We start from the raw sequence: 25,013 nt of genomic DNA, 5'->3' as shown, positions 1-25,013 counted from the left end.
ACCACACGAACGAATCGAAGGAACCATGACCGACACCCAGCGCGTCAACATCGGCAAGCAGCACCCGGCCGCCTACAAGGCCCTCATCGCCCTGTCGTCGGAGGTGGAAGAGGCCGCCGCAGCAGCGGGCCTCGACCCGCTCCTGGTCGAGTTGCTGAGGATCCGCACCTCCCAGATCAACGGCTGCGCGTTCTGCCTGCGCATGCACACCCGCGACGCCCTCAAGAAGGGCGAAAACCCCGACCGGATCGCCGTGCTGTCCGGATGGGCGGAGACCGGCTACTTCTCCGAGACCGACCGCGCCGCCCTCCGCCTGACCGAGGCGATCACACGCGTGCCGGACGGACACGTCAGTGACGAGGACTACAACGCCGCCGCGGCCGTACTCACCGCAGACCAGATCTCGGCAATCGCCTGGCTGGCAACCGTGATGAACGCCTTCAACCGCGTCGCGATCACCAGCCGATACCCCGTCGGCGGCTGACCTCGAGGGGGACACCGGCGGTGATGCCGGCTGCCGAAGCCTCCATCGTCGTGAAGGTGATGGAGGAATCGGTCGGGGCTCACTCCCGCGGTCTGGACGACCGCGTCGCCGTCGGCGTCGTACCTGCCGAGCGGCGGCGTCGGGGGAGCGGCCAGAGAGTCGGTGACCGCGCCGACGATCGCACAGGCCGGTGATGAACACCGCGGCGATGACGTCGCCGATGACCGGCTCCTCCATGTCACCGAATAGGTGCCCATGACCACCGGCCAGGACCATGGTTTGGATGGCGATGACGCCGAGGATGTTGCCGACGGCGACGTCCAGCTGTCCGGCCAGGGCGGCCGAGACGGTGATGGCTGTCTCGGGCAGGTTGGTCGCGATCGCCGGCAGGATGAGTCCGCCCAAGGCGCTGCCCAGATGGAGACGTTCGGCGAGGACATCGGTGGTGTCGGACAGCTTGATCCCCGCGCACCAGATGACGGCCGCACTGACGACGAACAACGCCAGCAGCACCGGAGAGCTCAAAGCCCCCATGCGGCGGCGAGTACCCGCCGATCGCGGTGACTTGGCATGTGCCCGGCGAACCACGTCCGCGCGGAGTTCGGCGATGCCGTCGACTTCGTGCTGGACGGCGGCCCCTGCGAAGTCGGCGTCGAGTCGACCATCGTCGACGCCACGGGAGAGATCCCGAGCGTCCCTCGGCCCGGCGGAGTGACGCGGGGGGACCTCGAAGCGGTGCTGGGCTGCCCGATCGCCGTGCCTTCGACGAGCCGTGTCCGGGTGCCGGAACAGCACCCGTCGCACTACGCGCCGCGTGCGCGGGTCGTCCTCGTCGAGCCGGACAAGGTCGTAGCCGAAGCAGAGCTCGCGCAGGAACTGAGGCACCAGGTGGGCGTCTTCCCTCCCCCCTTCCTCGCCGACGCTCCGGTGAAGGCGCACGCCGTGGTAGCAGTCCCCGATTCCATGGCCGCCTACGCGCGCGGGCTGTATGGGTTTCTGCGCGAGCTCGACCAGCGGCGGTGCGACCTCATCGTCGCCTCCTTGCCGGGGGAGCAGGGGCTGGGACTCGCGATCGCCAACCGACTCCGCCGCGCCGCAGGGCCCACCACGGCCAGGGCGGTCAGGACGCTGTGGGGACCGCCGCATCAAGGCCGCGGGCCGCGACAAGCTGCGCGCTGCCGTCGGCCAGGCGGTAGCACAAACCGACCACAGCGGCCTGGCCGGCGGCAACCTTCTCGGCGAGCACCCGGGAGCGGTCCAGCAGCAGGTCTACGGTGTGCCGTACGTGCTCGGCGAGGATCTCCTGCGGCTCAACCCGTCCGGCAGCCCGCGCCGCCAGCACGCTGGGGGTCACCCGTTCCACGACGTCCCGGACGTATCCGGCCGGCGCCATGCCGTCCTCCAGCGCGGCGCACGCCGCGCCGACCGCGCCGCACGAGTCGTGACCGAGCACTACCACCAGCGGGCAGCCCAGCACGTCCACCCCGTACTCGATGCTGCCCAACACTTCGGAACCCATGACGTGGCCCGCGGTGCGCACCACGAACAGGTCGCCCAGGCCGCGATCGAAGATGATCTCCGCGGCCAGCCGGGAGTCGGAGCACCCGAACAGCACAGCGAAGGGCTGCTGGCCCGGTGCGATCTCGGCGCGGCGGGTGGCGTCCTGGTTCGGGTGCTCGGGGGTGCCCGCGACGAAGCGCTGGTTACCGCCCAGCAGCAGTTCGAAGGCGTCGCGGGGCGTCGGCGTCTGGATCTCGCTCATGACCGTAGCCTACGAGCCGGCACCAGCCCTCGCACCGCCTGGTGGATGCAGGCAGTGGATCGGCGCTATCACCTTGTTCGGGTGCTGCGCTGTGCGGGCGGCAGGACCTGGTCACAGGATCAGGACGCCGGGCCAGTGGGGGCGGGGACGGCGAGTGAGAAGGGTCCGATAGTGTCTTCGACTTTGAGCTGCCCGCGTTTGAGGACGAAGGTCTGGTTGGTCAGGCCCGGGTAGCACTGCCAGAGGTGAGTGGGGTCGCCGCTGTTGCGGGTGACGCCGACGTCCAGGCACATCTCCTTGCCGGTGCCGAGGGTGTCTTCGACCTTGATCTGGCCGTCCTGGAATACGAACGTCTGGTTGGCGTTGCCCTCGCTGCACGCCCAGATGCGTACGGGGTCACCGTTGTTTCTGGTGGGTCCGGCATCCAGGCACATGGCGCCAGGGCTGCTGGAGGCGGCGGCGGGGGATGTGAGGGCGCCGGCAGTGTCCTGGCCCCGGGGGAGGGGAGTGGCCGCGACCCTGTGTGCCTGCGATACACCACTTTTGAAGCTACCGAGTCAGCGCTGGCCCAGGGCCCGGCACCTAGGAGCCACGCCATCCGGCTGGAGCGCCACCGGCTCGGCAACCATGACGGTGTGACGGACAGCTACCGGGCGATGTTGCAGCTCGTTTTCACCGCAGCATGAACGGGAGCCCAGCCGCGAGCCAGGCTTGGGTCGCTCGGCCGGCGTCGGTGGACTCGACGGCAGGATCAGGCTGCAAAAGCACGGTAGCGAGTGCTCTGATTTCGACCAGTCCCGGCCGGAACACCTGTTGTAGGCATATGGTTACTGCAGGCCGCTGCGAGACGTGCGCGTTTGCGGTGCCCGCTCTGATGGTCGTCTTCAGCGAGGGAGATTTAGTGTCCGACTTGGTGCTACGGCAGGGCGATGTTGTCGAGGTCGAGTTCGACCGCCCGAGTGCCGCCCTCGCGCTGGAACTGGCCGAACCCGGTGGACTTCCCGAAGAATTGGCCAGGACTGCACGGATTTTGCCGCCACGACGGGAGATCGGTGAAGACTTCACCGTCGGCGCGCACCTGGTCGAATTCGCGATCCTCGTGGCGGGCGGGATCACAGCGGACGGCTTCATCGAGCTGGTCAAGGGCGCCATCTCGGCCCGAGCACGCAAACACGGCGCCAAGACACGGGTGGAGCAGCTTCGTCGTGCGCCCACGGACCTGACGGTCCATCTAGTGGTGCGCCTCGATGACACCCCGGCGCAGGGCGAGCCCGACGGCAACCCCGACAGCAACCCCGACGGCGAAGCGGAGCGCGACGTGCCGTGAGCGGCAGGACCCTGCTTTTGGAGGTTTCCGAGTCCGGCTCGCGTGTCGCTGAACTGGCTGGCCGCCGACTGCCGCGTGCACCGCTGTACCAGTGGCCCGGACTTGGCGGCCGGATGGCGCTGCGCGTGGCCGATCTCTTGCGGGCGAGGGCCTTTGGCGACGAGCTGACGTCCGACGAAGACGCGGACGTCGCAGCGTACGGTCATGCTTTGTGGAGATGGTTGACGCAGTCCTTCGATGCCGAGGACGTGGCGGGGTTTCTGGCCCAGGATGAGCCGACCGTGCTCATCCGGGGGCTGGACCGGGCACGCGAGCCGTTCTGGGATCTGCTCAACACCAGCGAACCCTGCGAACCCCCTCGGTGGTTCGCGTTGAGCGGTTCCGTGGTGCGCGTACCGGCGTCGCGCACCACTGCGACGCCCCGCCCGGACGCGTGCGACTCACTCCTGCTGACCGCCCGGCCGTACTTGGACGACGATGTGCCCTTCGACGTGCCCATCGCAGATGTGGCCACGAGTCTCCATAAGTCAGGTTATGCATCGCCTGCGTGGCTGCCCGGCACGTCGCGCGCCGCACTGCAGCGGATCCCGGCGCCGGCCCAGCGGTATTTCCTGATCCACGCGGACATGCACGGAACTCGGCTGGAGTCGTCCGATCCCGACCGGTTGGGCAGTCGACTCGTGCCGCACCTGGTCCTGGAATCCGAGACTGGGCCACAGCCGCGCACCGTGGGCGCGATGTTGGACGACCTGCCAGTCGATCCCCCAGTCGCGCTGCTCTTGACCTCGTGCGAATCGGACTCCACCGACCTTGAGTTCGAGGACACCGTCCACGGACAGGCTTTCCGGCGGGGCGTGGACGTCGTGATCGCCTCGGCACGCCGGTTGACTCCGGACGAGGTGCGGCTCTTCTCCACAGGCTTCTACCGGGCCATGGCGAGCGGAAGCTCGCTAACCGGCGCGGTGGCGGAGGGACGCAGGACGCTGCATCGTGCCGTCACGCACACACTCGCGACGCCGTCTGCGCGGATCGGCAGCTTCGCCTGGGCGAGCTTCGCCATATACGCGGTCGATGACGGCACCCGGCCCGAGAACGCGACGATCGCCCGACCATGGCGTGCCGCGGGCGAGATGGCACCGCCGTCGGCGCCCCCATTGTTCGCCCGGCCCGCGACGGGTCAGCGCCTGGCCGTGGTCCAGGTCGCCGACGCGCAGGAAGCCAACAAGTGGCGGCAGCGTTTGAGCTGGTGGGCCGGTACTCTCGTGACGCGCCCCCGCGTGGCCGAGGCCCCCGCTCCGGCTGATGTCTCCGCCGGGCTCCTAGACCGTCGGGACGACGGCCGGGAACCTTCTGAACCCTTGATTCGGATCCACGACTGGACGGGGCTCACACGCCCGGAAACGATGCTGGACCGCGTCGCGGAGCGCGACGCGCCGCTCGTTGCCCTGGATCGCATTCTCGACGCCGGGCGTGAGCGTCGCGTGCTCGACGTCGTGTTTGTCACGTGCAGCCCACGGCTGCTTGTGCGTTCATCCCTCTCGCCAGACCTGATCCTGGTGCCTACGGCACCGTGGAGCCGTCAGGAGTTCGACGCACTGCCCGACGCGGCGCAGCCGGCCGCCCCGCATGAAGCAGAGCCCTCTGAAGCCGACCGGTTCGACCGGCTGCTCGATGCACTCCTAAGACGGATCGGCCTGCCGGCGGCGGACTTGTTGTCTGGCCTCCGTTCGTGTTCCTCGGGTTTTCTGCGCAGCGACCGTTTCCGTCCGTCTGACGCGGCGGCCGGCGTGTTCGACGCCCTCGACCAGTTCGCAAACTTGGCGTGGCAGGTCGGCCTGGCGTGGCGTGTGTCGGCGGGCGACCTGGTCTTCGACATCTACCATCCGGGACTCGTGGCGGCCGCGCACCGACGGATCCTCCGATCAGCCGATGCCGGGCAGACGCCCTGGTACGACTGGGAGTTCCGAGTCGCGGCCTGCGCACCGGACCTCACCTACGACTCCGGGTCCGGCCTGGCACTGCCTGACTACCGCACCCTCGAAGACCGACTGCACCGCCCTGACCGGATCTTCGGCCCGGATGCCGCCGCCGTGAGCCTGCGCAACTACTGCTTCTACGCCGTGACCGAATCGGCTGCAGGGCGCATTCCGCGTCAGCCGTGGCCGAGCGCCTGGGACGGCGCCGCCGACTCGGAACGCCGCTGGTTGGAACGCGTGAAGGCCGAGGTCGAGCGCAGCGCTGTCGCCCATGCGGCGGTCGGGCCTGAAGCTGGGGAGACCGACAGGCCCGTGACCAACGCCGTCGTCCTGGAACTGGACCGTGCCGACAACTCGTGGCGCACGGCGGACAGCGAGACGGCGGCGAGGATCGCTCGTTCGGTTGTCGACCTGACCGCTCAGTCCCAGGCCGACCTCGCCTCGTTGATCATGAAAAACGGCGCGCGTCGCAGCATTGGGCCGCTGCAGGTACGCCAGGTGATGGAAGTCCACATCGGCGCGATGCTGCTCAGCGGCTCCGTCACCCGGGATGCGGTGGAGCGCACCCTCGCGCTCTTCCCGTGGCCAGAGGAACGCGGCCACTTCCTGCTCGACCTTGCCGCCCAGTTGACCCAGATGGGCCGCGCCGACGAGGCCGCGCCGTATCTCGCGGACGCGTTGGCCTTGTACATGACCATGGACGGCCCGCACAACGTCGGGCATTGCGTGGAGATCCTGACCATGCAGGCGCGTCAACACCGGCGCATGCATGAGACATCTCAGTGGCAGAGCGCGGTGGCCTTGGCCACGCGGCTCACCGACACACCGCACTGGTCGATGTTCTCCCGGCACCTTGATGCGCTCCTGGACGAGATCAGGCGCGGCGGAGATCTCGCCAGCCACCTTCGGTTGACCGCCCGGCTCCTGCGGACGCCTTCGAACACCGTGCCGCCTTGGCTGATCAAACAGCGATGCCTCGCCCTGATGGACTCCGGGCGCCACATCGAGGCGGAGAAACTGCTCGCCACGGCGGATCTCACGGAAGCGCATCCGCGCACGCGCTCGATCTTGAACCTGCTTCGTGTCAACTGCCTGCTGCGGCTCGGCCGCCACGATCGGGCGCTGATGGTCGTCGATGAACTGCTGACACACGCGACCGACACGGTCCTGGCCGACGCGCACTACCTACGCGGCGAAATCCTCGACAAACGCGGCGAGCACGATGCCGCGCTCGCCAACGACCGCGTCGGCAGCGAGGTGCCCGGTGGACGTTTGTACGCTGACAGATGCGCCCTACGGCTGTGCCTGCGGCTGCTCCGCGCCCAGGACTTCGAAGGCTGCGTCGCCTTGGCGGACGGGCTGCTCGCGAAGCGGGTCTTCCCCCTCTCGCTGACCGCCTGCGCCTACGCGGCCCGTGCGCTCGCGATCTCGGATGCGCCGATGGAGCGTGTGCGGCAGTACGTTGTCATCGCGTGCTGGAGTCCGGATCTCGACGCCTCCACGCAGATGCGGGCCGACCTGTGGCGCACCGGCGCGAAGGACCTGGTCGAAAGCGTCTGGGCCGAGGTTTTGGACCAGCAGACAGCGTGGATTCTCGGCCAGCCGGTCGAGGTTCCAGATGTGGTGACGGTCTCCGCCGCGGAGTTCCTGGCTGTGCGCAGCCAAAGCTCCGTGAAAGCCGTGGAGGACGTGCTGAGCGAACACCCCGTCGACCCTGACGGGTTCCGGGACAACGTCATGCGTCACGAGATCCAGCCGTCCGTTGCTCTCGCGGACGCCCTGTGGGACCAAGGGCGGCTCCACGAAGCCAGGGTGGTGCTCGAGTCGGTGACCGAGATCCTCGACCGCGAGTTCTTTGCCGACGACGTCGAGGCCCGCTCGCAGTTGATCGGAGCGACCTACGCAGTCGCCACCCTCAGCAGACGACTCGGAGAGACCGAACGCGCGATCAAGTGGGCGCAGCTCACACTGCGCCTCATGCCGGACCGGCAGGAAGACCTGCCGGACGACCAGTGGAAACGCATCCAGGATCAACGCCGCCTCTGCTACGACCTGCTCGGCAACACGCACTACGACCAGGGCCTGTTCAAAGCGTCGTACCTCTTCCATAGCGAGGCGCTGCTGTTGGCCCTGGACCTTCCGCCCAAGAGGTACGCGCAGACCGAGGTCGCCTTCATTGTCCACAGACTTGAGCAGCCCCCCTGGGAAGTCGTGCATTGTCTCGGCAATTGGGGCAACAGCATCGGGAAACTTACCGGCTCCAACTACGCGTTGGTCCGTTACGTGACGGCCATCGCCGCGGCGAGGTTGGAGAAGCTCGACGAATACGCCCGCGACCCCGACAAGGCCCACATCCTGAACCTCGTCGTCTCCTCGTTCAGGGATCCGCCAGACGACCTGGAGGACGGCGACGAACTCGGCCACGCTCTCGTCCGGATCCGTGGCGCCCTCGGCACCAGCGTCAAGCCGTGACACGCGACCCCGGCACCCGCCGCAACACCGCGCCGCGTTTCACGGTGGAGCCCATCGGCGAGGAGCCCCTCGGTCGCCACCGGTGCGGACTGCCACGCGAGAAGCGCCTCCCACGCGAGCTCGGCAATCACATCGGCGCCCAAGGCGGCCGCCATCTCGACCTGCTCCTCGACGATCTGCCCGATGAGCTTGCGGCCGGTCGGCTTCCCAGAAGCCAGGCGTGCGGGCGGCCACCCGGGCCGCGAGGACGTCGGCCCAGCCGCGGTAGGAGCCGTCGGGCCGCACGTCCGACCGACGGGCGCCGACACCTCGCACCGAATCCTGTCGTACTGGGAAGGAACAATCGGCGCATGCTTGAGACCTTCGTCGACCTGGGATCCCTCGATGCGCGTCCCGATGCGACCTGCCGAGTGGCCTTGACGCCGGACACCGCGGCAGCACGACGTGCCCAAGGCCAGTAGCCCCGCACTAGCGGGGGCCCACATGCCCGCCGGCCCGCCTTATGCGGGACAGGCCGACGAGCGTTTCCGCAGAGCCTTACGACGATCGAGATGTCAGCGGACGTCGACGAAGTCGCCCCCGGCGGTGGCGGGAGCAGTGCTGGAGGTGCCCGCGAAGGTGTAGCGCCAGTAGCCGTCCGCTGATGCCGTCACGGTGGTCTTCAGATTTCCGTAGCTGTCCGTCGATACCACCTTCACGTTCGTGTAAGTGGACGCCCCCGCCTTGCGGAACTGCAACTGCACCTTCTGGCCGGCGTATCCGTGATAGCCGCCGAGCGTTTCCCAGTCCGCCCGGGAGAGCTTTCCGGTGATGGTTAGGGTCTTGCCCTTGGCCACCGGCTCGGGAGCCGCGTTGGCCGTCAGGCTCGCGTCGCGTAGCAGGGGCTGTGTCTTGGCGGCGTGCAGATCGATGTGTCCAGTGCCGTCCGTGGACTCGGCCCAGGCAGCGACCTTCCACGTCCCAGCGAAGGAGTTGCGGCCAAGGGCCCAGCGCGGGTGGATGTAGGCGAACTGCACCTGGCAGGTGGACGTGGTCGCGTTGACCTTGACGCAGGTCGCTCGCCAGGGGCTGTAGAGGACGGCATCCGGGGTGCCGTACGAGCCCCGGTACAGGTACATGTCGCCGCTCCCGATCCCCGACGGGTCGGTGGCGGTGAACGTGGCCTTGAATTCCTGGAACGGCTGGTCGGACAGCTTCACCGGCTTGCCGCCGTTCACCACGATGTTCGAGATACGGGTCGAGCCCACCGTCTCGTCACCCTGCGGTACCGGCCCTGCGAACGCCCGCGTGATGGTGCGGCTGAGGCTACCGCCCAGGTCGTCGACGGCCTTGACGCGCAGGGCGACGAAGGAGGCGGTGGCGGGAACGTTCAGCGTCGCCGAGCCGTCGGCCGCGACGGGAAGATCGGTCCAGGTCGCGCCGTCGTCCGTGGAGTACGCCAGACCGGTGATCCTGGCGTTCGCCTGCGCCGCGTCCGTGTTGCGGGTGGTGGCGCCGGCGTCGATCCCGACCGGCCCGGAGGCGCGGCCCATCGCATCGATCCCCGAGACCCTCACCTCGGTGTCGATCAAAGGGAGCTCTTTGCCTTCGGCGTATCCCGCCCGGAACGTCCATTCGCTGCGTATGTCCGTGGACAGCCGGGAGTAGGGGACGCGGCGGTGGACGGTCTGGTCGAGGGTGTACGTCTGCGGCGCCGTCGGCACGGTCGACGACGTCAGTGAGTGGGACCCGTCGAGACCGGACGCCTGGGCGTAGGTGACGCCGTCGGAGCCGGTCAGCTTGTACGAGTACGTCGCCCGGAAGTCGTGGCCGGTGTGGCCCGCCGTGTCGCTGAAGGTGTGGCCCTCGTACAGCGATGCCTTCCCGCGGTACCACTGCGAGCCCCGCCAGGACACGCGGACCGGCTGCAGCGGGGCCGCGCCCAGGACCTCTCCCGCGCTGGTCCCGGCAGACAGAGTGCGGTCAGGCAGAATCAGGTTCTGATCGCCGGTGCCGTAGTCCAGCAGCCGCATCGAGGTGACGCCGGGTGTGACGTACTCGGTGAGCGAGCCACCCACGGGCACTGAGCTGCCGATGAAGACGCCCGTCCACTCGCCGAAGGAGGGGACGGTCTGCAGGGTCGCGGTCGTCCGGGTGCCGGGTGCGCGGACCTGGGTGACGGTCTTCGCCAGGGCGGAGGTGGGGATCGTCACGACGGGCGAGGCGGGCACCGTGGTGGTGAAGCTGCGCGTGAGGTCGTAGCGGTAGGGGCTCGGCACGTTGTCTGAGGCGCCCTTCTTACCGAGCACTTCGTGGATCCGAAGGGAGACGCCCTGCACCGAGAACGGGGTGACGTAAACCTTGTCGGCGCGTGAGCCGGCGAAGCCCGCGAGGTCGCCTCCGGGAACGCTCAGCCACACGGCGGAGGACTGCCGGGTGGCGGTGGCGTCGTCGGTTCGGATGCCGGTCTCCTTGGCCGCGCTCTGGTCGAAGGTGACCGTGGTGGCGGCCGAACCGACCGTGAAGGTGCGGGGGAGCAGATAGCTCGGTTGCTGCCAGTCCAGGTGCAGCGCCACGGCGAAGTAGTCACCGGGCGGCAGATTCACGGTCGCCGTGGCACCGTAGGCGCTGCTGTCGACCGCGTATGCCGTCCACGTCTTGCGGTTCCAGACGTAGAACTGCTTGGTCGTGACGTTAGCGTGTGTGATGCTCAGCTTCACCGCATAAGTGGAGCTGGCGGTGCTCATCGTCCTGAAACCGCTGCGCGCGCCCGGCCTGCGCGTGCCAGCAAGGCCGGCCCCAGGCAGTGGAAGCTTCACGGCCCTACGGCCTGCCGTGCGCGCCCAGGCCGGCCGCACGGACACCGTGCCGTCCACAGCGGCGACGGCGTAGCGCCCCGCGTCGACACCGACGCCCGTTTTTCCCGCGATATGGATCTGCCGTCCGCCGACGAGTTCGACGCGCCCGCCGTCCCCCAGTTCGGCGCTCGGCGCTCCCTGGTGTGCCGCGCCCGCTGCCGTGGAGATTACTCCAACCGTTCCTCCACCGGCCGAATCGCCGTCGGACGCAGTCGCGCCAGGCGCGATCAGCAGCGAGGCAGCCAACACCGTCCCGAACAACGACGCTTCGGCAGATCTTCGGACACTGCTGGCCCAGGACATGAACCGCCCCCTGTCCCTCCCCTAGAGAATCGCCTCCGGCTCATCCGCCATAGGAGTCGATCACCTGACTCTAATACTCCGTCAGCGGTAGTTGGCGCTTTCCTCTGTACGGAGGGGCCGACGTGGGTCTGCTGCCCTAGCTGCGGAGTGCGGTCAGTATTCGCTCCGGCTCGACTGAGTGCCGCACGGACCGGACGGCACAGCGAGCGGGCTGCGGCTGACTCCCCGTCACGTGGCGTCGCGCCCCTGAATACCCGCTTCAGCACGATAAGCGTCGCCCTGTCCAACGGACGCCGCGTCCGACCGCGTCCCCCATCCTTGTGAGGAGCCATAGCCATGGGTGCGTCGGCCCACCACACGCGCATGCTCATCGTTTCTTGCGGCGGATGAACATACCGGCCAGTCCCGGTGGCCGTGGCCGCTGCGGTGCAGCAGGCCGCCTCAGCCGTCAGGTCGTCGCTCACTGGAAGAAGATCGTCTGTCTGGCCTTTCCCGGCGGGCGCTGACACGCGAATACCGGCACGCGCCAAGGTGGCCCGGCGGGGGTCCGGGTCACCTTGCACTGATGGGATCAGGCGGGCTGCGGGGCGGGCGTCGCCGGAGCGGCCGCGACCTTGCGGGTCTCGCGCATCATCAGCAGGCCGTTGACCACCATCAGCGTCGCGGTCAGGCCGTGGACGCCGAGCGCGGTGGCCACGGAGCCGTGGTGGGCCAGCACTGTGGTCATGTCGCCGTAGGCGGCGAGGGCCTCCACCAGCAGCACCCAGCCCAGCGCCCGGCGGTGGCCCGTCACCAGCAGGATGCCCAGGACCAGGGCCAAGACGACGTCGCGGATTCCCTTGATGATCAGGAAGCCGCCGCCGTCGCCGGACGGCCAGTTCGGCAGGCCGAAGCCGGGCGCCGTCTTCTCCGGGCTCAGGATGAACTCCGTCCCGAACCAGAGGATGAAGAGAATGAAGGCGGCGGCCAGGACGGTGTTGATCTTCTTCAGCGACATTGTTCTTCTCCTCGCGAGTCTTCGTGAGCTTGGTGGAGCCTGGTGAGTCATATGGGACCTGCTCAGGCGGCGCGGACGCGGTTGATGTGGCGGGCGTAGCGAGGGCGGCCGATGGCGTGCAGATGTCGTGTACCTGCGCGGGGAGAGCGGACAGGGGCGTGGCACGCTCGGCCGGGTTCGCGCTGGCGCCCGCGCCCTGCGGATCCAGCGGAGTTCAAGGGCGTTGGTGTTCGGGACCTGGATGCGGATGGCGGTGGCGATGCCGCACTTCGGGCGCACGGCCGAGCGGTTGCGGCCGGCGACCGGCGGGTGAGCCCGTGGGCTAGGAAAAAGCGGTGACCAGCAGGGTGAAGGCGGCGATGATGACGGCCACGCGGACGTAGTGCCAGCGCTCCCAGCGGTTCAGCTGCTGCTTCCAGTCCTCGGGCCTGTTCTCGGGGGTCCACGTCTTGTTCCGGTTGTTGATCGGGACGAGCAGCAGGAGCGACATGACCACGCTGAGGATCAGCAGCGCGCCGGCGGTGACGACGAGGCCGGCGCCGTCGTGGTGCCATCCGGCGACGGCCCAGACCGCGACGAGGACGAGCGAGCCGATGTACCAGACCGGCATCACGGCGCCGAGCATCCGGCCTCCGTGGGCGTGGCCGAGCTGGCGGCTGTCCTCGGGCAGGGCGTTGAGGATCGGGCCGATGACGAAGGCGACGGCGAACTCCACCCCCACCATCACGCCGACGATCACGGTGGTGACGACCTCGAGTGCGTTGAGCATGATGATCCCCCAGGTATCTAGCGTTGCTAGTTGATGAGGCAACGCTAGTACTGCTGCCGCTCGATTGTCTAGCGATGCTAGGATCGAATCATGTCGGTACAGGAACGCAAGGAACGCGAACGGGCGGAGCGCGAGCGCCTCATCGTGGCGACAGCCCGCGAACTCGCCGAGCAGCAGGGCTGGGACGCGGTCACCACCCGCCGGCTCGCCGAGCGCATCGAATACAGCCAGCCCGTCCTCTACAGCCACTTCCGCAGCAAACGCGAGATCATCGGCGCCGTCGCCCTCCAGGGCGCCACCGAGCTGGCCGCGGCGGTGCGGGCCGCGACCGCCGCCGTGGACGGCCCGCGCGAGCGGGTCGCCGCCCTCGCGCGCGCCTATCTCGACTTCGCCGCACGCAACCCGGCGGTCTACGACGCCATCTTCCAGCTCGACGGCGGTCTGGCGTACGCCCAGGAGGACACCCCGGAACCTCTCAAGGACGCCTTCGCCGCGCTGCTGGAGTGCCTCGGCGAGGTCGCCGGGGACGGCGTCGACCCGGGGCTGTTCACCGAGGTGTTCTGGGCGTCCCTGCACGGTGTGGCGACCCTGACCCGGTCGGGGCGGCTGCCGCCGGAGTACACCGAGCCGAGGGTGGAGCTGCTGGTGGACCGGCTCGCCATGGTCTGACACACCATCCGGGCAGGCACGGCGCAGCCGCACGGGGCGGAGGTCACGCCGACACCGCACTCTGACGACACCAATCATGTCCGCTGTGCCGCCCCAGCGGGCTCCCCGTGTCGCACGACCAAGGGCCCGGTGGCGATCCAGTACCACACGGCCCGCTTCCGGCTCGTGCCCTCGCTGGCGAAGGTGGGGCGCGTACGGGGGTGTCCTCCGGCGAGCCGCGGAACCCGAATCTGTTCCAGCACGGGGATCAACTGCGGGGCATCGCCCCACTGGCCGGGAGTGATGACGAAGGCGAGTGGGCGACGTCCGCCCTCACCTGCCACATGGATCTTGCAGGTCAGTCCGCCCCTTGAACGGCCCAGGGCCTCATCGCCCGGTGACGGATGGGAGTGCTTCGCTTGCCCGGAATTCGCGGTGGGTGGGAGAGGGCTCCGGCCGCGTGCTGATGTGCCCGGCAGGAGGTGGAGTCCACACTGACCATGCTCCAGCCGATCCGGCCCTCAGCGTCGGCGTCGGCTTGCACGGCTTGGACGGCTTGCAGGAGCTTCTCCCACGTGCCGTCCGCTGACCACCTGCGATGACGTTCGTGAACTGTTTTCCACTTCCCAAAGCGGGATGGCAGATCCCGCCACGGCAAGCCAGTCCGCTGCCGGACAGAATCCCGTTGATCACCCGGCGGTGACACTGCCACGCCCACCCCGACCCACACTCCTCGGCACATGAGGTTCCAGCCGAGCCCATTCCTCATCCGAAAGATCACCCCGCCCCACATCGACCGAAACGATCCATCAGGGGGCGAGTGGCACGACCCATCGGACACTGCCTAGTCGAGGTCGGCAAACATGCCGCGGACAATGACGCGGTAGGTGCGGTCACTCATGGGTCAGGGCTTCCCTTCGAGGGGGCGGGTTCAGCTGCCGGATGTGCGTGGTTCTCGGTGAGCAGGGCTGCCAGTCCGTCGAGGAGACGTTCGAGGCCGAAGGCGAAGCGGTCGTCCATGGATGGGGCGGTGAGTTCGCCGGCCAGGGCGACGAGGTTCGGGAAGGTCGTTTCTGGCAGTCCGCGCAGTCGGTCGGCCGCCGCCTGGGCGACTTCGGAACGGCTGGCGCCCTCGGTCTCGGATGCGGAGATGGGTGACTGTTCTTGGAGCACGAAGCCCTGGACGAAGGCACCGAGAAGGTAGTTGGCCAGGGCGGCGTCGGCGTCGGAGAATCCGGCTTCGCGTAGCCGGTCCAATTGCTCCTCCATGAGACGCAGCAAGTTCGGGCCCAGTGCGAGCCGCCCTGCGACGACCTTGGCGGCGTCGCGTTTGGCCAGCAGGTGCCGTCGGTAGCGCAGCGAGTACTCGCGGAGCTGCTCCCGCCAGTCGCCCTGCCTGGGTGGCGGCTCGGCATCAGCCATGAGCTCGTCGGTGAGCAGGTCCAGTAGCTGTTCCTTGTTGCGGACGTGCCAGTACAGGGAGGCCGCCTTCACTCCCAGTTCGGCGGCGACCTTGCGCATCGACAGCCCGCTGAGGCCCTCCCGTTCCAGCACTCGCAGGGCAGCCGCAATGAGCGTCTGACGGGTCAGTCCTGGCTGTGCAGCGCCCTCAGCTGCGCTGTCTTGTGCCACCGGCCACCTCCGTCGAAAGAAAACCAGCTTGCAATCTAACACCGTTAGGGACAGGCTGTCGGCTCTGGATGACCAACTAACACCGTTAGGGAATGTGATGGAGGAGTTGACCTCCCGGCGCAAAAGGCTCGTGCTTGCCGCCTTGTGCGCCACGATGTTCATGGCGATGCTCGACAACGTCATCGTCAACAACGCCCTGCCCCGCATAGGGCAACAACTGCACGCCGGTGTCAGCGGACTGCAGTGGGTGGTCGAGGGCTACAGCCTGGTCTACGCCGCCCTCCTGCTCACCGGCGGCACACTCGGCGACCGATACGGCCGCAAACGGATCTTCCTCATCGGACTGGCACTGTTCACGGCAGGATCAGCGGCGGCAGCACTGTCCGGGTCGACCGGCCCGCTCATCGCCGCACGGATGCTGCAAGGACTCGGCGCGGCACTGCTGACGCCGGGCAGCCTGTCGATTCTGCGGCACGTCTTCACCGACGAAAAGGAGCGGGCCCGGGCCGTCGGGCTCTGGTCCGGTGTCTCCGCCCTGGGGCTGGCGATCGGCCCGGTCCTGGGCGGGCCGATGGTGGACAGGTTCGGATGGGCCAGCGTGTTCTGGATCAACGTCCCGATCGGAGCGACAGGACTGCTGCTTGCCGCCCGAGTGCTCCCGGAGTTCGCAGGCCGGGCCAGGCGAGTGGACCTTCCGGGCCAGTTGCTCTCGGCGCTCGGCTTCGGCGCCCTGGTCTACGCCCTCATCGAAGGACCGGCCCGCGGCTGGACCGACACCCGTGTCCTGACCCTCGCAGCGGCGGCGGCAGTAGCCCTGCTGGCCTTCGTCATGGTCGAACTCCGCACCACCGACCCCATGCTCGACCTGCACTTCTTCCGGGACCCGGCGCTCAGCGGAGCCGCGGTGAGCGGATTCATGATCAGCTTCGGCATGTTCGGTGCGTCGTTCTTCTTGCCGTTGCTCATGCAGGATGTGATGGGCTGGGCGCCGTCGAGCGCGGGCCTGGCAGGGCTGCCCATGACCGCGATGATCGTCGTCGCCGCGCCGCTGTCCGGCACACTCACCGCGCGCTGCGGTCCCAGGATTCCTCTGGTGACCGGCCTGACCCTGTGCGCGGCGGCTCTCGGCGGCCTCTCGTTCTACGGTGAGCACGCCCGCTACCTGGAGTATCTGTGGGTGTTGCTCGCCATGGGAATCGGCATGGGGATGACCTTCACACCGGTGTCCGTCATGGTCATGAAGCGCGTCCCTCTCGCCCAGGCCGGTATGGCCTCTGCGACCCTCAACATGCTGCGCGAGGTCGGCGGCGTCGTCGGCGTCGCCGCCCTGGGAGCCGTCCTCACTAGCCGCTTGGCCGCCACGTTGACCCGACTGCTCGATCGGCTCGGCGTTCCCCCCGAAACCCGCCACGGCATCGCAGTCTCGGTCGCCGGCACGGGAGCAGACAGAACCCAGGTCCTGCCGGCACCTGTCCATGACGCCGTTGACGCCGCTTTCATCGAAGGGCTCCATCTGGCACTGCGCTGCGGCGGCGCGGCCATGGCCGCCGCAGCTGTGCTTGTGGCCGTCCTCCTCCGCTCGGCATCGAGCCAGGCCGCCGCGCCTGCGGACGAACCGGCACAGCAAGACGAACCGGCTTTCCAGTAAGGGGAGGACAAGCGGGGGATGGGGCGGGCGACGGCGGCGGCCGTGGTGCTGGACGAGGCCACCCGCAAGTAGTTGGAGCGGACCGTCGCGTCCGCATCCGGGAAGGTCTGTCAGGTACTACGGGCCACCAGATCGCTGATGCCTGTGGCACCAGCGTGAACACGGCGCGCAAGTGGCGTGGCCGCTTCGCACTCCTCGGGCTGCCCCGGGCTCTACGACACCCACCGTCCGGGGCGCCCGACGGCCTATGGGCCCCAAGCGCGCGTCCGGATCGTGGCCACAGCCACCAGCGCGCCGCCATACCCGGAGTCCACCTGGTCCCACCGGCGGATCGCCAGGCGTCTGGCGGATCTCGGGATCTCCAGCTCCCAGGTCGGGCGGATCCTGAACGACCTGGACATCCGCCCGCACCGGGCCCGCGGCAGGCCGACTGGCCGCGACGACCCCGCGTTCTGGGAGCGGACCATCGACGTGTGCGGCCTCTACCTGGCACCCCGCCCGGAACCGTGCGGATCTCGATCGACGAGAAGACCTCCGTCCATGCCAAGTGCCGCAAATACGCCGGCAGCGCGCCGCTGTGGGCCGGCCCGCACGCCAGGAGTGCGAGTACATCTCACGCACCGTCTCGATCATCGCCGCGATGGACATCGACACCGGCCAGGTACAAGATCGAAGCCTTCACGATCCTTCTCCTGGGTCGTTCGTCGGTGGGGGCACTGCTCGCGCTGGACCACGGGGTCAGCCCAACGGGTTGGTGGTGTCGCGCAGGGCGGTCAGCATTGGCGCGTACATACGGGATTTTGTGGTGCCGAGGGTGTCGCCGGACTGGTGGAGATCCGCTGGGGGAGCGGCGGCAAGCACCGCACCCCGGTGAAGGACGGGCTGATCGTCGCGGTCTTCCGGCACTACGAGTCCAGAGCCGGAAAACCCCTGCTCCATGACCACGCGATCGTCTCGATCCGCGCCCGGCGGCCGGACGACAAGGGGACGTGGGGCAACCTGTCCGCGGACTCGATGCTGGAGCACATCGTTGCGGTAGGCACCCTCTACACCCTCACCTTCATGGAGGAGCTCTCCGCCCGACTCGGATGGGCGTGGGAGCCGCGCGAGGTGACGCCCGGCAGAAGGCCGGTCATGGAGTTCGCCGGGATCGACCAGCGTCTCATCGGCTGGCAGTCGACCCGCCATCAGCAGATCGCCGACGCGCTGCCCGTCCTCATGGCCGACTACCAAGAGACGCAGGGCCACCCGCCGGGACAGCGGGCCGCCTACGCGCTCAAGCGGCAGGCCGCCGACCAGACAAGCCCACCGAAGCGCAAGACAGCGCGGTCACTGTCCGAGCTGCGCGACGGCTGGCGGAAATCGGCGATCCGGGCATTCGGCGCCTGCACCATCTACCGCCTGGCACAGCGGGCACACGCGGCAGCCGCAGCGGTGTGGGCGCGAGTGCGGCCGGTGGTCGACGTCGCCCTGGCCGCCGTCGACTTCACCGCCGTGGTGTGCGTGATGCGCGGCGCGTTCCGACGCTGGCACTTGCTCGCCGAAGCCCGCCGCCACCTCGCCCACACCCTGCGCGGCCGACCCCACCAGCCCGGCCTGGACGAACAGATCGTGCAGGCCGCTATCGACCGCTACACCCGCCCGCTCGGCCGCACGATGACCGCCGATCTGCGCAAGCGGCTCCACGCAGCCGCGCGCCGCCACTTCGCCGCCGGACAGTCCCGCCGATCCCGCACCCGGCAGAACCGCATCGGCAGTGCAGCCGCGCGCCGCAACGCGCGCGCCATGTCCCGAATGCGGCACTCCAACGCGTGGCTGTGGTGACCGTACGCCGCAGCCGGTGCACTCGATGCGCGCCTGCACAATGCGCGGAATCGAGTACGGCGTATCCGATGCGCACCGCACTGGATGCGCACCGCGCCACACCGATGCGCATCCCCTGAAAACTGGGTGCGCTGGGTGGCCGGCCCACCCCTTGTCCTTGGGGCCGACGGGGGCGTATTCCCTTGTCCAGGCTCGCTATCCGGCTCAAGCCAGCGCAAGCCGACGGGGAAGAGGCGCACCCCGGGCCACCGAACGGGAGGCGCAGCGCCCGGCGTCCAAGCGGTGCGGGGGCGAATTTCACCGACGAGCGGCGGGAGAGACCACAGCATGCGGCGACGCCTGGAAGGCCGACGGCCTGTCCATGTGCGCCACTCGCCACGCCGACGACGTCGCCCGCGAGAAGGCCGCTGCCGAACCTGCCTGGGATGCGCCTGCTCCCGCGCCGCAAGAACCGAAGAACGACCGCGCCCCGGAGCTGACCCCTCGCGGTCATGGCCCGTTCCGCCGGAGTACCTGACCCGAGCACAGCGGGAGCCAGCCGCGACCGCCCGGCGGGACGGCTCCCGAAGTCACCGCGCCACTGGGCGGGAGGCGAGGGGCGGGGGCAAGGGCCTGCGCCTCACCTCGGCGTACACAGGTTGCCTCGTACGTCACCAGCACCGGAGGGCTGCCCATGAGACGCAGCAAGGAGGAGCGTATGGACAGACAGACCGGGCTCGGCAATCCAGGAGGCCTGTGGCACGCGATGGCCCGCCTCCACGCGACCCATCCGGAACCGGTCGGCCGCAGCGCGTCATTCGCCCCGGCGCGGGCGCAGTCGACGCGGTCACGCACTATGTCCCCAGCGCGGTCGCCATCGCCTGCCTCCACATCGCCGAGTTCGAGATGCCGCTGCCCAGATTGGACTTCGCCGAACACATCAGCATCCTGCTGGCCGCCGCCACCGCCGCAAGCACCATGACGGCCGCCCCACCCCAGCCACGCCGAACGCTTCCACGACTGCCCGGCCGCCACGGAGACTCCCACCGGCAGAAGTAACCGTTACCTGCCGATCTCCGCACCCGGATCCGGCGTCGAGCTACTCTCTCCTTGACCTGCGCCGCGTGCGCGGTCGCCGGTGGCACAGTCGCCCGCCGTCCATATTCAGCAGGTCGAAGAGAGAAGCGATCAGTACGCTGACCCTCGTGGGGCTGGACATCACAGTGATGATCGCGGACTGGTCATGGCTCGAAAAGGCGCCGTCCCGAAAGCGTCTTGAGCGGTTGCGGGATGCCTGGTACGCCGACGAGACCGGGCTATGGGACTACGACGCTCCCGCGGTGGAGGGCGACTGGGTGTGGCCGCAGGGACGCGACGGCGCCTTCTTCGCCGTGTACGAGTTCCGGCACACCTGCGGTTCGTTCAAGGCGCACTTCTGGGCCGGGGAGCGATGGGAAGCCTTCCGCGACCATGTCGACCCGCCGTTGCGGGCCGAGTTGGACGCCTTGCTCATGGGGCTGATCTGGAACGGGCCGGACGCTGAGGCGGAGCACACGGATCCTGGCTTCTTCAGCGACGACCCCAGCATCTTCTATGGCGTGCTGCTCGCACGGTCACCGGACACCGTGCGTCAACTGGCGGCCGCCTGGGAGCGTATACGGCCACGTCTGAACGAGATGCGCGGGCCATTTGTCGAGCATGCCGCCAGCCACCGGGGATGGGTTGGCACCTTCGACGCCTTCACCCACCTGCTGGAGGACTGGGGACGCGTCCTCAACGAAGCCGCCCGGCGTGGCTGGGGCGTCGTGGGACTGAGCGAATAGGCACAGCCAAGCCCCCGCCTTCCGCCCCGTCCGCCCAATCGGAGTCGCCGTCGAGCGGGACGGCGGCAGGCGCCAGCGGGGCAGCCGCCCCGGGCGGGGCGTCGTCGATCCCGGTCGGCGCTGGCCCGCAGTCGACGTACACCGTGCAGAGACAGCCCCCAGCGGGCAGCTGCCACTACCGTCGCGAGGGAGGCGAGCCGCTCCCTGACCCCAAGTGCACACCCGGCGCGACCTCCCCTGCCGTCACCCAGGCGACGGTGAAGTCGACGATCTGCGGCAAGGGCGGCTACACCAAGAGCATCCGCCCGCCGGTATCCATCACCAGCAGGGAAAAGCGCCTCAACGCTGCGTCCTACGGCTACACCGGCCGCCTCGGAGACGCAGAGTACGACCACCTGTTATCCGGCGTCGCGACGGTGTATGGGCGCTTCTGGCCTCGTCAGGGCCTCAGCGGCATGCTGCTGAGGCGGTGTGCATGAAGCCTGTCAACGCACGAGTCCGATTGGGGGCACCCTCTTCGCAGGTCGGGTCCCTCCGGAGGTTCGGGTGCGAGCTCAAACGGGCGGGCTGACCGGGGACAACACGTCCATCCACTGTTCGGCGCCCCACTCCTCGAACCGTTGCACCTCCGTGAACCCCAGCTTCGCGGCGAGGCGCATCGAGCGGTCGTTGGCGGTCTGGGTGCAGAGCACCACCGGCTCGCCGGGAAGCGCGTCGGCGAACCAGCCGAGCGCCGCCGCGCACGCCTCGGCGGCGTACCCGCGTCCCCGTGCCTCTGGCAGGAACAGGTAGCCGAGCTCGGCCCCCCGGCATCCGGACGCACATGACTCCGACGCTCCGCGTCGCGCCGGTTGAGTTCGATCATGCCGATCATCACTCCGTCAAGCTCGACCACGAAAAGGCCAGGGCGCTGCCCGGGCACCTCAGGCGCCGTGCGCTCGAGCTCATCGCGCGGTCGAGAGCCACCGACGTAGGTGCCCACCTCTGGCAAGGTGAACAGCTGGATGAACGCCGCACGGTCCCGGGCCTCGGACTCGCGGAGCACGAGGCGCTCGGTCTTGATCGGGGCAGGTGGCCAGGCAACGGACCTAGGGTGCGTATCGAGTCGTGATCAATGGGCGGGATTCGCCCTCGTAACAAAGGCTGATCACACGGCCAACGGGCAGTCGCACTGAATGTGCATGCCGGTCAGCCTGTGGGCAGGCCGATCTGGTCGCGTTCGAGCACGGAGCGCAACTCCGAAAGGACCTGTACAGCGGCCAGTCCTGAGGGGCCGCCGAGGGCGCCTTCGGTCAGCTCGGCCAGAGTTTCGGTGAAGGTCGCCTCAGCCGCCGCGACGAGTTTCAGGCCGTCATCGGTCAGGTCCAGCAGTGATGAGCGGCGATCCGATGGATTGGGTCGCCGCATGACCCAAGCCTGCTTCTCCAAGCGGTCGATGCCCTTGCTGGTCGCACCGATCCCGATGACGAACTCGGCGGCGAGGTCCGCCACCCGGGAGCCGGGGTGGTCGCGCAGGAAACGCAGGAACTCGAACTGCGAGGTGACGATCCCGTGCCGCTCGCGAAGACGGTCGTTCAGCGCGTTGTAGAGGCGCGTCTCACAGCGGACGAGATCGTCGAAGAAGCCCGGGAGGTCGACCCGGCCACCGCTTGACTTAGATGCCATGGCATATATTCTAGCCTAGATGCCTAGGCATATAGTTCTTTGGCATGCACTTGCGATGGAGGCGACAATGAGCAGGCAACAGCGCGCGGAGATCGACGCGATGGTCCGGCGGCCCCAGCCCGACGGCCCTCGGTCGGTGGAGGAGCTCCGTGCCGGGTTCAGGGCGATGATGGCCGAAATGATCGTCCCGGCTGGGATCCGCACCCGGACTGCGACGCTCGGCGACCGGCCCGCGGTGCTCGTCGAGCCGGCCGGCACTCCGAAGGCCGGGACGATCCTCTACTTTCACGGCGGCTCCTACGTGTTCGGCTCACCGGAGACGGCGATGTCGCTGACGGGGAACCTGGTGACCAAAACGGGGTTCAGGGCGTTCTCGGTGGATTACCGGCTTGCCCCTGAGCACCCGTTCCCGGCCGCGATTGAGGACGGGCTGAGCGCCTACCGCGCACTTCTCGACAGCGGCGAAGAGCCTTCGACGATCGCGTTCGCCGGGGACTCCGCCGGTGGCGGCCTCACCGTCACCACCTGCCTCGCCGCCCGCGACGCGGGCCTGCCCACGCCCGCCGCGATCGTGGCGTTCTCCCCCGGACTCGACATGACCCGGACAGGCGAGAGCATGGACACCAAAGCGGGCATCGACCCGTTCTTCACGCGTGAGGGCCTGGAACACACCGGGGCCATGTATCTCGCGGGAGAGGACCCGCACCAGCCCATGCTCAGCCCCGCCACCCTCGCCGACCTGACCGGCTTCCCCCCGATGCTCCTTCAGGCGGGCACCAACGAAATGATCCTGGACGACTCCACGCGCATGGCCACGCGCGCGAGGGAAGCCGGAGTGGACGTCATCCTGGACATCACCGCTGACGTTCCACATGTCTTCCAGGCGTTCGCCAGCGGCCTGGACGAGGCCGACGAGGCACTGGACCGCGCCGCTCTCTTTCTCAGCCAGCACATCCGCACCAGGGGCACGGCACACACGCCGGCAGGCTGAAGCCGGCAGACGGTCTCATACGGACCACGGTCCGAACCCCGGGCCCTGTCTCGCCGTTCCCCTCCCTGCGACCGGCCCCACCCCGCTCCGAGGGCCATGCAAGACCCCGGGGGTGCGTTCTCCGCGGGCGGTAGTTCACGCGGGGATGCTAGATCTTCTTGCGTGACGCGAGTGCAACTGACCCACGGTGAATGGGAATTCGTCGAGCCGTACCTGCCGATCGGCGAGTATGGCCCGTACCCCCAGCGGCTGCGGCAGCAGTTCGAGGGTGTGATCTGGCGATTCAAGACGGGCGGGCAGTGGCGGGAGATGCCGTCCGCTACGAGGCGACCGTTCTTGTCGCTGCCGTCAACGAGTGGCTGTGACCAGCACATTCGATCCACGCCCTAGTTGGGGGGTGACTCGTCGGCGAGCTGGTTGCTGCGGTCGATCTCCGGCATGTGTGTCTCGGCCCAGACCCGCAGGGCGGAGAGCGGTCTTTCGAGGGACAGGCCGAGCTCGGTGAGCCGGTAGTGGACGGCGGGCGGCACGGTGGGTTCCACTCGGCGCGCGACCAGGCCGTCGCGGACCAGGCTCTGCAGGGTGACGGACAGCATCTTCTGTGAGATGCCAGGGATACGGCGCCGCAGTTCCGCAAAACGGAGCTCGTCCGGAGCCTCCTCGGCCAGCACCTTGACCGCCATCGACGTCCACTTGGTGCCGATACGGTCGAGCAACTGGCGGGTCGGGCAGCGCGGATCCAGCAGATCACCCCGCTCACCGGGCCGCCGGCTGGGTTCGCCGGGCCTCGATGTGGTCACTCGGGGCTCACCACCTGAAGGGAAAGTGCCGTCTTGGACGGACCAGGATAGTTCCATAGCGTGAGCTGGTCACTATTCCTCACCACACACCTGGAGCCTCTCCATGCCCGAGCTGCGGCGCGTCCCCGTCAACGGTGTCGAACTGAACGTCGCTCTCGCCGGATCGGGCCCGGCCGTACTGCTGCTGCACGGTTTCCCCCACACCTGGGAGCTGTGGACGGACGTCATGGCCGACCTGTCCGGCCGCTACCGCGTCATCGCGCCGGACCTGCGCGGGTTCGGCGCGAGCAGCCGGGCCGCCTCCGGGTACGACGCGGGCACCCTGGCCGAGGACGCCGCGGCGCTTCTCACCACGCTCGGCGTGTCCTCGGCCGCAGTGGTGGGCATCGACGCGGGTACCGCGCCGGCCTTCCTCCTCGCCCTGCGTCGCCCCGGTCTCGTTCGGCGTCTGGTCGTCATGGAGTCCCTTCTGGGCAGGCTGCCTGGTGCCGAGGACTTCCTCGCCGACGGGCCGCCGTGGTGGTTCGGCTTCCATTCCGCCGCGCCCGGCCTCGCCGAGACCGTGTTGGAGGGCCACGAGGCCGCCTACGTCGACTGGTTTCTGCGCGCCGGCACGCTCGGCGATGGGGTGCGCCCTATTCTCCGGGACGCCTTCGTCCGCGCATACACCGGCCGCCAGGCGTTGAGCCGCGCGTTCTCGTACTACCGGGCGCTGCCCGAGAGCGCGGTACAGATCGAGCAGGCGGTCGCCACTACCCGCCTGACGGTGCCGACGATGGCGTTGGGCGCCCGGCCCGTCGGTGCTGCGCTGGAACGCCAGCTCCGCCCGGTCACCGACGATCTCACCGGACACATCATCGAAGACTGCGGCCACATCATCCCGCTGCACCGCCCGCGCGCCCTGCTCACGCTGCTGCATCCATTCCTGGCCGGCGAGGACGCGAAAGCAGCGTGACCGGGGGCCGGGGGCTGACTTTCGATACACGCCCTAGCTTGATCTTTAACCTGTGCGGCGGGGTCGTGGGTTCGTTGACTTCTTCGTTCGCTGCTTCCCGGCGCTTGGTTTGGAGACTGTG

At 68.7% G+C, this 25,013-nt stretch carries 18 protein-coding genes and 7 pseudogenes; 13 read left to right on the top strand and 12 right to left on the bottom strand.

The genetic code is table 11. The annotated features are described in order from the left end of the window. Positions 1 to 25 precede the first annotated feature (25 nt). Positions 26 to 484 carry a carboxymuconolactone decarboxylase family protein gene (locus ACIRC0_RS33715; RefSeq protein ID WP_403624029.1) on the top strand — a complete coding sequence of 153 codons (459 nt, stop codon included), beginning with the start codon at positions 26 to 28 and terminating at the stop codon, positions 482 to 484. 321 nt (positions 485 to 805) lie between these two features. Here the strand turns inward: ACIRC0_RS33715 and ACIRC0_RS33710 are convergent. Then, positions 806 to 1,018 (bottom strand): annotated as a pseudogene (locus ACIRC0_RS33710) (hypothetical protein); the annotation flags it as partial. Positions 1,019 to 1,063: 45 nt separating this feature from the next. Between ACIRC0_RS33710 and ACIRC0_RS33705 the strand changes: the two are divergent. Further along, positions 1,064 to 1,588 (top strand): annotated as a pseudogene (locus tag ACIRC0_RS33705) (L-threonylcarbamoyladenylate synthase); the annotation flags it as partial. 16 nt (positions 1,589 to 1,604) lie between these two features. On the opposite strand, the gene ACIRC0_RS33700 reads toward ACIRC0_RS33705, so the two are convergent. Both ACIRC0_RS33700 and ACIRC0_RS33695 read right to left on the bottom strand, forming a co-directional pair. Next, complete coding sequence (locus tag ACIRC0_RS33700) at positions 1,605 to 2,246, bottom strand: carbonic anhydrase (protein ID WP_403624027.1); 642 nt, start codon at positions 2,244 to 2,246, stop codon at positions 1,605 to 1,607. Positions 2,247 to 2,365: 119 nt separating this feature from the next. Beyond that, complete coding sequence (locus ACIRC0_RS33695; RefSeq protein ID WP_403624024.1) at positions 2,366 to 2,680, bottom strand: RICIN domain-containing protein; 315 nt, start codon at positions 2,678 to 2,680, stop codon at positions 2,366 to 2,368. Positions 2,681 to 3,120: 440 nt separating this feature from the next. Between ACIRC0_RS33695 and ACIRC0_RS33690 the strand changes: the two genes are divergently transcribed. Both ACIRC0_RS33690 and ACIRC0_RS33685 read left to right on the top strand, forming a co-directional pair. Continuing rightward, positions 3,121 to 3,573: a hypothetical protein gene (locus tag ACIRC0_RS33690; protein WP_403624021.1), complete on the top strand. Its 453-nt coding sequence runs from the start codon at positions 3,121 to 3,123 to the stop codon at positions 3,571 to 3,573. Continuing rightward, complete coding sequence (locus ACIRC0_RS33685) at positions 3,570 to 8,021, top strand: hypothetical protein (protein ID WP_403624018.1); 4,452 nt, start codon at positions 3,570 to 3,572, stop codon at positions 8,019 to 8,021. Before ACIRC0_RS33690 ends, ACIRC0_RS33685 begins: the two co-directional genes overlap by 4 nt. Positions 8,022 to 8,146: 125 nt before the next feature. On the opposite strand, the pseudogene ACIRC0_RS33680 reads toward ACIRC0_RS33685, so the two are convergent. From ACIRC0_RS33680 to ACIRC0_RS33665, 4 genes and pseudogenes are all read right to left on the bottom strand, one after another. Continuing rightward, positions 8,147 to 8,336, bottom strand: a pseudogene (locus ACIRC0_RS33680) (hypothetical protein); the annotation flags it as partial. 239 nt (positions 8,337 to 8,575) lie between these two features. Further along, positions 8,576 to 10,747 carry a hypothetical protein gene (locus tag ACIRC0_RS33675; protein ID WP_403624015.1) on the bottom strand — a complete coding sequence of 724 codons (2,172 nt, stop codon included), beginning with the start codon at positions 10,745 to 10,747 and terminating at the stop codon, positions 8,576 to 8,578. Positions 10,748 to 11,732: 985 nt separating this feature from the next. Then, on the bottom strand, positions 11,733 to 12,158 hold the full coding sequence (locus ACIRC0_RS33670; protein WP_403624012.1) for a DUF4267 domain-containing protein: 426 nt from the start codon (positions 12,156 to 12,158) through the stop codon (positions 11,733 to 11,735). A 322-nt stretch (positions 12,159 to 12,480) separates the two neighbouring features. After that, positions 12,481 to 12,927, bottom strand: a complete 447-nt coding sequence (locus ACIRC0_RS33665) for an anthrone oxygenase family protein (RefSeq protein WP_403624009.1) — start codon at positions 12,925 to 12,927, stop codon at positions 12,481 to 12,483. A gap of 90 nt (positions 12,928 to 13,017) precedes the next feature. On the opposite strand from ACIRC0_RS33665, the gene ACIRC0_RS33660 reads away from it, so the two are divergent. Next, positions 13,018 to 13,596, top strand: coding sequence for a TetR/AcrR family transcriptional regulator (locus ACIRC0_RS33660; RefSeq protein ID WP_403624006.1), 579 nt, complete (start codon positions 13,018 to 13,020; stop codon positions 13,594 to 13,596). A gap of 185 nt (positions 13,597 to 13,781) precedes the next feature. Here the strand turns inward: ACIRC0_RS33660 and ACIRC0_RS33655 are convergent. Together ACIRC0_RS33655 and ACIRC0_RS33650 are read right to left on the bottom strand one after the other, a co-directional pair. Then, positions 13,782 to 14,366 (bottom strand): annotated as a pseudogene (locus ACIRC0_RS33655) (IS5 family transposase); the annotation flags it as partial. Positions 14,367 to 14,472: 106 nt separating this feature from the next. Continuing rightward, entirely contained in the window at positions 14,473 to 15,207 is a 735-nt protein-coding gene (locus tag ACIRC0_RS33650; protein WP_403624003.1) for a TetR/AcrR family transcriptional regulator, read from the bottom strand. A gap of 28 nt (positions 15,208 to 15,235) precedes the next feature. Between ACIRC0_RS33650 and ACIRC0_RS33645 the strand changes: the two genes are divergently transcribed. The 5 genes and pseudogenes from ACIRC0_RS33645 to ACIRC0_RS33625 all read left to right on the top strand — a co-directional run bounded on the left by ACIRC0_RS33645 (position 15,236) and on the right by ACIRC0_RS33625 (position 20,960). Further along, positions 15,236 to 16,855: an MFS transporter gene (locus ACIRC0_RS33645; protein ID WP_403624000.1), complete on the top strand. Its 1,620-nt coding sequence runs from the start codon at positions 15,236 to 15,238 to the stop codon at positions 16,853 to 16,855. Between the two features lie 177 nt (positions 16,856 to 17,032). Continuing rightward, positions 17,033 to 17,230 (top strand): annotated as a pseudogene (locus ACIRC0_RS33640) (helix-turn-helix domain-containing protein); the annotation flags it as partial. A gap of 453 nt (positions 17,231 to 17,683) precedes the next feature. Continuing rightward, positions 17,684 to 18,679: a MobF family relaxase gene (gene mobF / locus ACIRC0_RS33635; RefSeq protein WP_403624191.1), complete on the top strand. Its 996-nt coding sequence runs from the start codon at positions 17,684 to 17,686 to the stop codon at positions 18,677 to 18,679. 1,184 nt (positions 18,680 to 19,863) lie between these two features. Further along, complete coding sequence (locus ACIRC0_RS33630; RefSeq protein WP_403623997.1) at positions 19,864 to 20,481, top strand: hypothetical protein; 618 nt, start codon at positions 19,864 to 19,866, stop codon at positions 20,479 to 20,481. Positions 20,482 to 20,738: 257 nt separating this feature from the next. Continuing rightward, positions 20,739 to 20,960: a hypothetical protein gene (locus ACIRC0_RS33625; protein ID WP_403623994.1), complete on the top strand. Its 222-nt coding sequence runs from the start codon at positions 20,739 to 20,741 to the stop codon at positions 20,958 to 20,960. A 75-nt stretch (positions 20,961 to 21,035) separates the two neighbouring features. Here ACIRC0_RS33625 and ACIRC0_RS33620 read toward each other — a convergent pair. Next, positions 21,036 to 21,544, bottom strand: a pseudogene (locus ACIRC0_RS33620) (GNAT family N-acetyltransferase). A 125-nt stretch (positions 21,545 to 21,669) separates the two neighbouring features. After that, the gene (locus ACIRC0_RS33615; protein ID WP_403623991.1) at positions 21,670 to 22,146 is read right to left on the bottom strand and encodes a MarR family winged helix-turn-helix transcriptional regulator; all 477 of its coding nucleotides are present in this window, start codon (positions 22,144 to 22,146) and stop codon (positions 21,670 to 21,672) included. A 67-nt stretch (positions 22,147 to 22,213) separates the two neighbouring features. On the opposite strand from ACIRC0_RS33615, the gene ACIRC0_RS33610 reads away from it, so the two are divergent. Together ACIRC0_RS33610 and ACIRC0_RS33605 are read left to right on the top strand one after the other, a co-directional pair. Continuing rightward, entirely contained in the window at positions 22,214 to 23,137 is a 924-nt protein-coding gene (locus tag ACIRC0_RS33610; protein WP_403623988.1) for an alpha/beta hydrolase, read from the top strand. A gap of 162 nt (positions 23,138 to 23,299) precedes the next feature. After that, positions 23,300 to 23,455, top strand: a pseudogene (locus ACIRC0_RS33605) (transposase); the annotation flags it as partial. A gap of 68 nt (positions 23,456 to 23,523) precedes the next feature. Here the strand turns inward: ACIRC0_RS33605 and ACIRC0_RS33600 are convergent. Further along, on the bottom strand, positions 23,524 to 23,937 hold the full coding sequence (locus tag ACIRC0_RS33600) for a winged helix-turn-helix transcriptional regulator (RefSeq protein ID WP_403623985.1): 414 nt from the start codon (positions 23,935 to 23,937) through the stop codon (positions 23,524 to 23,526). Positions 23,938 to 24,040: 103 nt separating this feature from the next. Here ACIRC0_RS33600 and ACIRC0_RS33595 point away from each other — a divergent pair, with 103 nt between their 5' ends. Next, a complete protein-coding gene (locus ACIRC0_RS33595) occupies positions 24,041 to 24,892 on the top strand; it encodes an alpha/beta fold hydrolase (protein WP_403623982.1) in 852 nt (283 codons plus the stop codon). Positions 24,893 to 25,013: the final 121 nt, after the last annotated feature.

This window comes from Streptomyces sp. NPDC093984 (genome assembly GCF_044764595.1).
GTDB lineage: Bacteria > Actinomycetota > Actinomycetes > Streptomycetales > Streptomycetaceae > Streptomyces > Streptomyces cynarae.
Note: the sequence above shows the minus strand (reverse complement) of the source record. Positions and strands in the feature narration are given on the sequence as shown.